6 protein-coding genes and 1 pseudogene are annotated in these 6,093 nt (G+C 37.3%); 3 read left to right on the forward strand and 4 right to left on the reverse strand.

Features of this window, described 5'->3' with window-relative positions; genetic code table 11:
* Positions 1 to 222: 222 nt before the first annotated feature.
* From CXF72_RS11690 to CXF72_RS19860, 4 genes and pseudogenes are all read right to left on the reverse strand, one after another.
* Positions 223 to 957: a hypothetical protein gene (locus CXF72_RS11690; RefSeq protein WP_101039196.1), complete on the reverse strand. Its 735-nt coding sequence runs from the start codon at positions 955 to 957 to the stop codon at positions 223 to 225.
* 384 nt (positions 958 to 1,341) lie between these two features.
* Positions 1,342 to 1,764: a DUF3010 family protein gene (locus tag CXF72_RS11695; protein WP_101039197.1), complete on the reverse strand. Its 423-nt coding sequence runs from the start codon at positions 1,762 to 1,764 to the stop codon at positions 1,342 to 1,344.
* A gap of 970 nt (positions 1,765 to 2,734) precedes the next feature.
* Entirely contained in the window at positions 2,735 to 2,974 is a 240-nt protein-coding gene (locus CXF72_RS11700) for a hypothetical protein (protein WP_101039198.1), read from the reverse strand.
* 130 nt (positions 2,975 to 3,104) lie between these two features.
* Positions 3,105 to 3,215: pseudogene (locus CXF72_RS19860) on the reverse strand (transposase); the annotation flags it as partial.
* Between the two features lie 379 nt (positions 3,216 to 3,594).
* Here CXF72_RS19860 and CXF72_RS11710 point away from each other — a divergent pair.
* From CXF72_RS11710 to CXF72_RS11720, 3 genes are all read left to right on the forward strand, one after another.
* The gene (locus CXF72_RS11710; RefSeq protein WP_101039199.1) at positions 3,595 to 4,191 is read left to right on the forward strand and encodes a TetR/AcrR family transcriptional regulator; all 597 of its coding nucleotides are present in this window, start codon (positions 3,595 to 3,597) and stop codon (positions 4,189 to 4,191) included.
* Between the two features lie 142 nt (positions 4,192 to 4,333).
* Positions 4,334 to 5,365, forward strand: coding sequence for an NADP-dependent oxidoreductase (locus CXF72_RS11715; RefSeq protein ID WP_101039200.1), 1,032 nt, complete (start codon positions 4,334 to 4,336; stop codon positions 5,363 to 5,365).
* A gap of 23 nt (positions 5,366 to 5,388) precedes the next feature.
* Entirely contained in the window at positions 5,389 to 6,009 is a 621-nt protein-coding gene (locus tag CXF72_RS11720; protein WP_101039201.1) for a glutathione S-transferase family protein, read from the forward strand.
* The last annotated feature ends 84 nt before the right edge of the window (positions 6,010 to 6,093 follow it).

Genomic DNA, 6,093 nt, shown 5'->3' on the forward strand with positions numbered 1-6,093 from the left:
CGCCCATAAAAAAGCCTCAAGAAGTTAAACAACTTGAGGCTAACAACCATCAACAACCATGCCACCCATTTTTCTAAGCAACACGCCGTCAAGGGCGGAACGCCAACCAATAAAGTAAAACCAAAAGCCAGAAGAGAAAGCTAACTAATCACCGATGCCCTATCAACTTCACCCATAATTATGGGTGGCCATGTTAATTTTAATGTTAATTTTTGCTGAATTTCACAGTTGGTCTAAGTCAGCTTTCATAACCCTTAGTAGATTTTCTCTCAACAACGTTATTTTCTCTTGTTCATCCTGCTCTTTAGAAAGTAAGTCATTGGAAAGTAGTTGCTGAGATTGAAAGTCAGAGCGACCTAAGTCTTCGATAAGATCCTGGAAATTAACGCTTATAACTTGTATCTCTTCTATTATTTCGGATATTACTTGCATAATTTCTTCACTGGCAGATAGCTTTAGCCCATTAACTTGTGAGAATAATATTCCTTGTTGTTCTTTGAACTTCGATAACGCCAGTAAACATTTATTATTAAACTCGATGCTTTTCTCGTGAGATTTCTGTTGAAAGCCCGTCACATCAGTTTGATAATAGGATGTTATTACTGGCAAAAAATCGTCATGCAATACTTTCATTTGAACACTATTAAATACATCCAAATAGGCCATGAATATATAGTACTCATTTTTCTTGCTCTCATATTTGTACTTTTTATTTTCAATTGCTAACGTGAACTCTTTTTTTTGCACCTCTAAATCATGATTGAATTGAGATTTTAGTTTCTCAACTGAAGTCTCTTTTTCTAGTATTGCAGCCTGCTTCTCTGCTTCTAGCTTATTAATATTTTCCAAAAAAGCGCTGTTTTTACCCTTTTGATTTAGATGCTTAATCAATAAACTAAGCAAACCACCTATCAGAAAACTAAGAGTCATACTCACATATATATTCATGTCATTCATTTTTATCAAACTCTACTATTCTGCTAATAGCTTTATAGGCATCACTATCCACGAAAATCTGTAATACCTATCTTATAAGAAATAATCACAACGATATCTATTCAACCTTAATAAATCAACGTATTAAGTAAAGGTTTAATGACTTTTTAATTTGAGATAGGTGTTAAGGTGCCACCTATTCCATTTTCAAAATAGATCCTAACCTATTAATTTATACTAAGGTTGGACAACCAATCTTTTTTTGTGAGCAAGGATAATGACGAAGATATAGAAGCGGATTAATATTTGGTCAATTAGATGTGTCCAATTTTTTGTCTTTCGAAAGAATCTTCAGCTGATCTTTAATTTCAATGGGCGCATTCACACTATCTATAACTAGAATACTCATTTATTTTTCCTAATATATAGACAGGCAGACATAAATGCAGCTTCTTGATATTTATTGATCCCTTCAGGTAGTTCAAAGTTATCTTTCTTGTGTGAGGCCGCAATTCCTTGGCCAGAAACAAAAACGACGTCTGCTATTCCGTTCAACTGAATCAACGCTTCAAGTTTAAAAGAAACACCTCCCCCTGACATCGTACCATTCTTCTTTCTTTTTTTAACAACGACTACATCTATATGATTATTGATTACATAATTCTTAAAGGATTCGTAAAAAGATAGAACCGCATTGGTCGATTCATCATCTCCAATTTTAATCTTTCGAGGCTCAATATTGATATATTGCTGTCCGTTTTCATCGGCATCAATAATAGCCAAAATAGCTTCTGATCCTTTGAGTTCAATACCACATACTTTGGGCATATCGATAACTTCCTTTTTTTGGGCTAAAAACGGTCATGAGGGTCAGATCTGAATGGCACATTTTTAGCGTCACTGTTGATTTGATTTATTTTACGGTTCTAATTTTTTGAGAAGTACATCGTAGTACCAGGAAAACGCACCAAACAAAACAGCAACAATAAACGTTATGATTAGGTTAGAAGTCTGATTTGAGGTGTTATTAAACAGAGAGAAAATTAAAACAAAAATCATTAATGCAGATAAGATGTTTGAGGAGGTCACAATAAGCCATCTGAAAGTTCTCATTATGTGGAAAATCATCGTTTTCATAAAGTACCCATATTAAATAACACGATAGTTATCATTACATTTAACAGCTTTATAAGCATCACTATGCACGAAAATCCGCAATATTTATCTTATAAAAAATAATCATAACAATAACTATTTAACCTTACCAAATCAATGTATTAAGTAAAAATTTAATGATTTTTTTGATTTGAAATAGGTATTAAGGTGCCACCGATTCCATTTCCAAAACAGATCCTAACCTATTAATTTATAAACTAAATTTAGCTACCCATAAATATAACCTGTAGAGTGATACCTATCATTGGAAAAATCTCTAAAATAGCACCATACGACTGTTTGTAAAAGGCTCTGTTTCACTTCGGTATTGGTCTTTTTACTACAAAAGATGGGACAGCCAAACCTTTTTATAAATAAACCAAACCAAAGTCAATTAGATGGGTGTCCAGTTATGTGCTGTCTTGAATTCACCTCGTCATGACTACAAGCGATTAATTCATACCAATACATTTGGCACTCTGTTAACTCTACACTCCATTCCTTATTTGAATTATTGTAGATATCATCACCCCCAAAACATCGAAAATTCCTCGATTCATCTAAGGCATCCTTGTAGGTATAACTACTTACTCGCCAGCGATAACTGTATCGAGTCCGCGTGCAGCAATTTGTTATATTACCATTACTCATTATTTGATTGCTTGTGCTCTTGCATGACTTTCTTAATTTCACGGAATGGATATACAAATAGAAGTAAACCTATAACAATCAAAACAGGACCAGTAAATTGTGATTTCAATAACTCAGGTAGAAAATCAACAACCCCTATAGTTTCAATAACACCAACCATAAATAAAGCGACACTAATCCAGAGCGCCAAGTTAACACTAACAGGATATTTAAACTCTTCTTGATTACTCATGTGCATTCCTTTAGTAATATAACAGCTTTATAAGCATCACTATGCACGAAAAGCCGCGATACCTATCTCACTCAAAATAATCATGACAATATCTACTTAATATCAATAAATCAACATTTTCAGTGAAGATTTCAGGGGTTGTCGCCATCTTGGCACGTATGGGGTTTAAATCAACATACGCCATACAAGCTAATATGGCTGCTTCATCAAGTAATGCCTGGGATTAAAAACGTCCTTCCCACTCATTTATAAGGAATAAATGAGAACAACTTTAGCTGGCGCCATGGATGGTAGCGAATAAAATCGGCCGGTGCAGCTATCTTCCTTATTCGCCAATAATTATCAATAATTATGGGTGGCTATGTTAATTTCAATGTTAATTTCAATGTTAATTTCAATGTTAATTTCTGTCTAGTTTAGTTCGCTCTTAATAAAATCAATTTATAAGGAGGCATATGCACTTTCCACCTTAGCAAGCTACCCAAAAATCAGGAAAACCTAAACCTTCTTCACGATAATCATTTGATTTTTAACAATTCGTCAGACAGTTTTTCTGTGCATGATGTTTATTTTCAACCCCACACTAGACGACCGGTCTAATTAAAGGTATTGTAACGACCATGAAAATACAAACTAACGAAACACGCCAGCATATTTTAGACATGGGTTACGAGTTAATCGTAGCAAAAGGGTTTACAAGTGTTGGTTTATCAATGCTGCTAAAGCATGCACAGGTCCCTAAAGGCTCCTTCTATCATTATTTTAAATCGAAGGAGCAATTTGGTGAAACACTTATTACTGATTACTTTGATAAGTACATGGAATGGTTAAATGCTCTGTTTAGTAATAAGCAGTTACCTGCCAACGAACGGCTATTAACCTATTTACAGCACTGGATTGAGTTTAATCAGGGTGTCTGTGGTGCGCAAAGATGTTTGGTAGTAAAGCTCAGTGCTGAAGTCTCCGACCTTTCAGAGCCGATGCGCTTAGCCTTAAATAAAGGTGCTAATGATGTCGTTTTAGCCATTGCTCAATGCATTGAAAGCGGCATACACGACGGCTCGATTAAAGTTAATAACGCGCAGGAAACCGCCGAAATTTTATATCAAACTTGGTTAGGCGGATCCATTTTATACAAACTAAGTAAGGACGTTTCTGGCTTACAACGTACGCTGCAGAAAACGGAACAGATTTTACAAGGTAAGTTAACGTTTTAAGAAAATAACATAAACCCGTACTTATTTATTGTCGGGTTTTTATTACCCTTATCAGTAGACGACCGGTCTAATTTAAGGCTTGAATGTTAACTATCACGACTAAGTTAGTTAAAAACTATAAACACTTATCAAAGGAATATTTATGACTGATCAATCTAATCAACGTATCGTATTAGCTTCCCGCCCTGTCGGCGCACCAGCACAGAGCAACTTTCGCCTTGAAAAGACAGCGAAACCTATTCCCGCAAAAGGTGAAGTTCTGCTTCGCACTGTCTATCTTTCACTGGACCCTTATATGAGAGGGCGAATGAGTGATGCAAAATCTTATGCCGATCCAGTCGCCATCGATGACGTCATGGTGGGCGGCACGGTCTGCCAAATCGAAGCGTCAAACAACGATAATTTCCAAGTCGGCGAGTGGGTATTAGCCTACACAGGTTGGCAGAACTATGCCGTATCTGATGGTGAAGGGCTGCTCAAACTCGGTACCAATCCGGCGGCCCCTTCCTATGCGCTTGGGATTATGGGGATGCCAGGATTTACGGCTTATAAGGGACTGTTAGATATCGGCGAACCCAAACCAGGCGACACTATTGTGGTTGCTGCGGCAACGGGTCCTGTCGGCGCAACTGTTGGCCAAATTGGGAAACTTAAAGGCTGCCGTGTTGTTGGGATTGCAGGCGGTGAAGAAAAATGTCGTTATGCTAAAGAAGAACTGGGATTTGATGAATGTATTGACCATAAAGCAGAAGACTTTGCTCAGCAATTAACTGCCGCATGTGATAAGGGCATTGATGTCTACTATGAAAATGTAGGCGGAAAAGTTTTTGACGCGGTGCTGCCGCTGCTCAATACAGGTGCTAGAGTGCCTGTATGCGGTTTAGTGGCGCAATACAATGCAACGTCATTACCTGACGGTCCGGATCGTTTGTCTATGCTGATGGGAACAATTTTGGTGAAACGTATTAAAATGCAGGGGTTTATTATCTTTGATGATTATGCAGATCGTTATGACGATTTTGCTGCCGATATGACAACCTGGCTTGAAGAAGGCAAAGTGAAATATAAAGAGCAAGTGATAGAAGGTTTAGATAATACGCCTGAAGCCTTTATGGGACTGCTTGAAGGCAAGAACTTTGGTAAGTTGGTTGTTAAAGTAAACAACCCGCTATAACAATAAATTAAAGAGGAATATTAATGATTAAATTACATCACTTAAATAAATCTCGTTCCAAACGTATCATCTGGTTGCTGGAAGAACTTAAGATAAAGTACGAGATAATTCCGTATCAACGTGACAGTCTGACCTTCCTTGCGCCTGTGGAGCTTAAATCAGTTCATCCGTTAGGTAAGTCGCCCGTTATAGAAGATGATGGTTTAATAGTGGCTGAGTCGGGTGCAATAACAGAATATCTGATTGATAAATACGCTGATGGACAGTTTGCTCCGAAGCGCGGAAGCAAAGAGTATGTTGAGTATTCTCAATGGATCCACTTTGCTGAAAGCTCTGCGATTTTGCCTTTACTGTTAAAAATGTTTGTCGCAAAAGACGGCTGCGAAACTAATTTTTTAGCGGGTTATGCGGATCTGGAAACCGAAAAAGTGATTCGCTTTTTTGATGATTCATTAGCAGATAAGCGTTATTTAGTCGCAGACCAGCTCAGCGGTGCAGACATAATGATGTCATTCATTGTTGAAATAGTGAAAAGAAATGGTGAATTCGACAAGTATAAGAACATTGCAGCTTATGCTCAGCAATTAGCCACACACCCAGCCTTTATTCAGGCAGAGCATATTGAATTAAAAGCGGAAGCATAATTCATTAAGCAAGGTGCTGTTTTTCAAAAATGCAGCTGCTCATGTTTTCGCATGGGCAGCACAATTCTCTGTCAGGATCCTATT

Source organism: Psychromonas sp. MB-3u-54, from assembly GCF_002836415.1.
In the GTDB taxonomy this organism is placed as follows: domain Bacteria; phylum Pseudomonadota; class Gammaproteobacteria; order Enterobacterales; family Psychromonadaceae; genus Psychromonas.

Bases quoted from the DNA above. Each gene is read 5' to 3' on its own strand.
- CXF72_RS11690 (WP_101039196.1), bottom strand. From the start codon at position 957: ATGAATGACATGAATATATATGTGAGTATGACTCTTAGTTTTCTGATA.
- CXF72_RS11695 (WP_101039197.1), bottom strand. From the start codon at position 1,764: ATGCCCAAAGTATGTGGTATTGAACTCAAAGGATCAGAAGCTATTTTG.
- CXF72_RS11700 (WP_101039198.1), bottom strand. From the start codon at position 2,974: ATGAGTAATCAAGAAGAGTTTAAATATCCTGTTAGTGTTAACTTGGCG.
- CXF72_RS11710 (WP_101039199.1), top strand. From the start codon at position 3,595: ATGAAAATACAAACTAACGAAACACGCCAGCATATTTTAGACATGGGT.
- CXF72_RS11715 (WP_101039200.1), top strand. From the start codon at position 4,334: ATGACTGATCAATCTAATCAACGTATCGTATTAGCTTCCCGCCCTGTC.
- CXF72_RS11720 (WP_101039201.1), top strand. From the start codon at position 5,389: ATGATTAAATTACATCACTTAAATAAATCTCGTTCCAAACGTATCATC.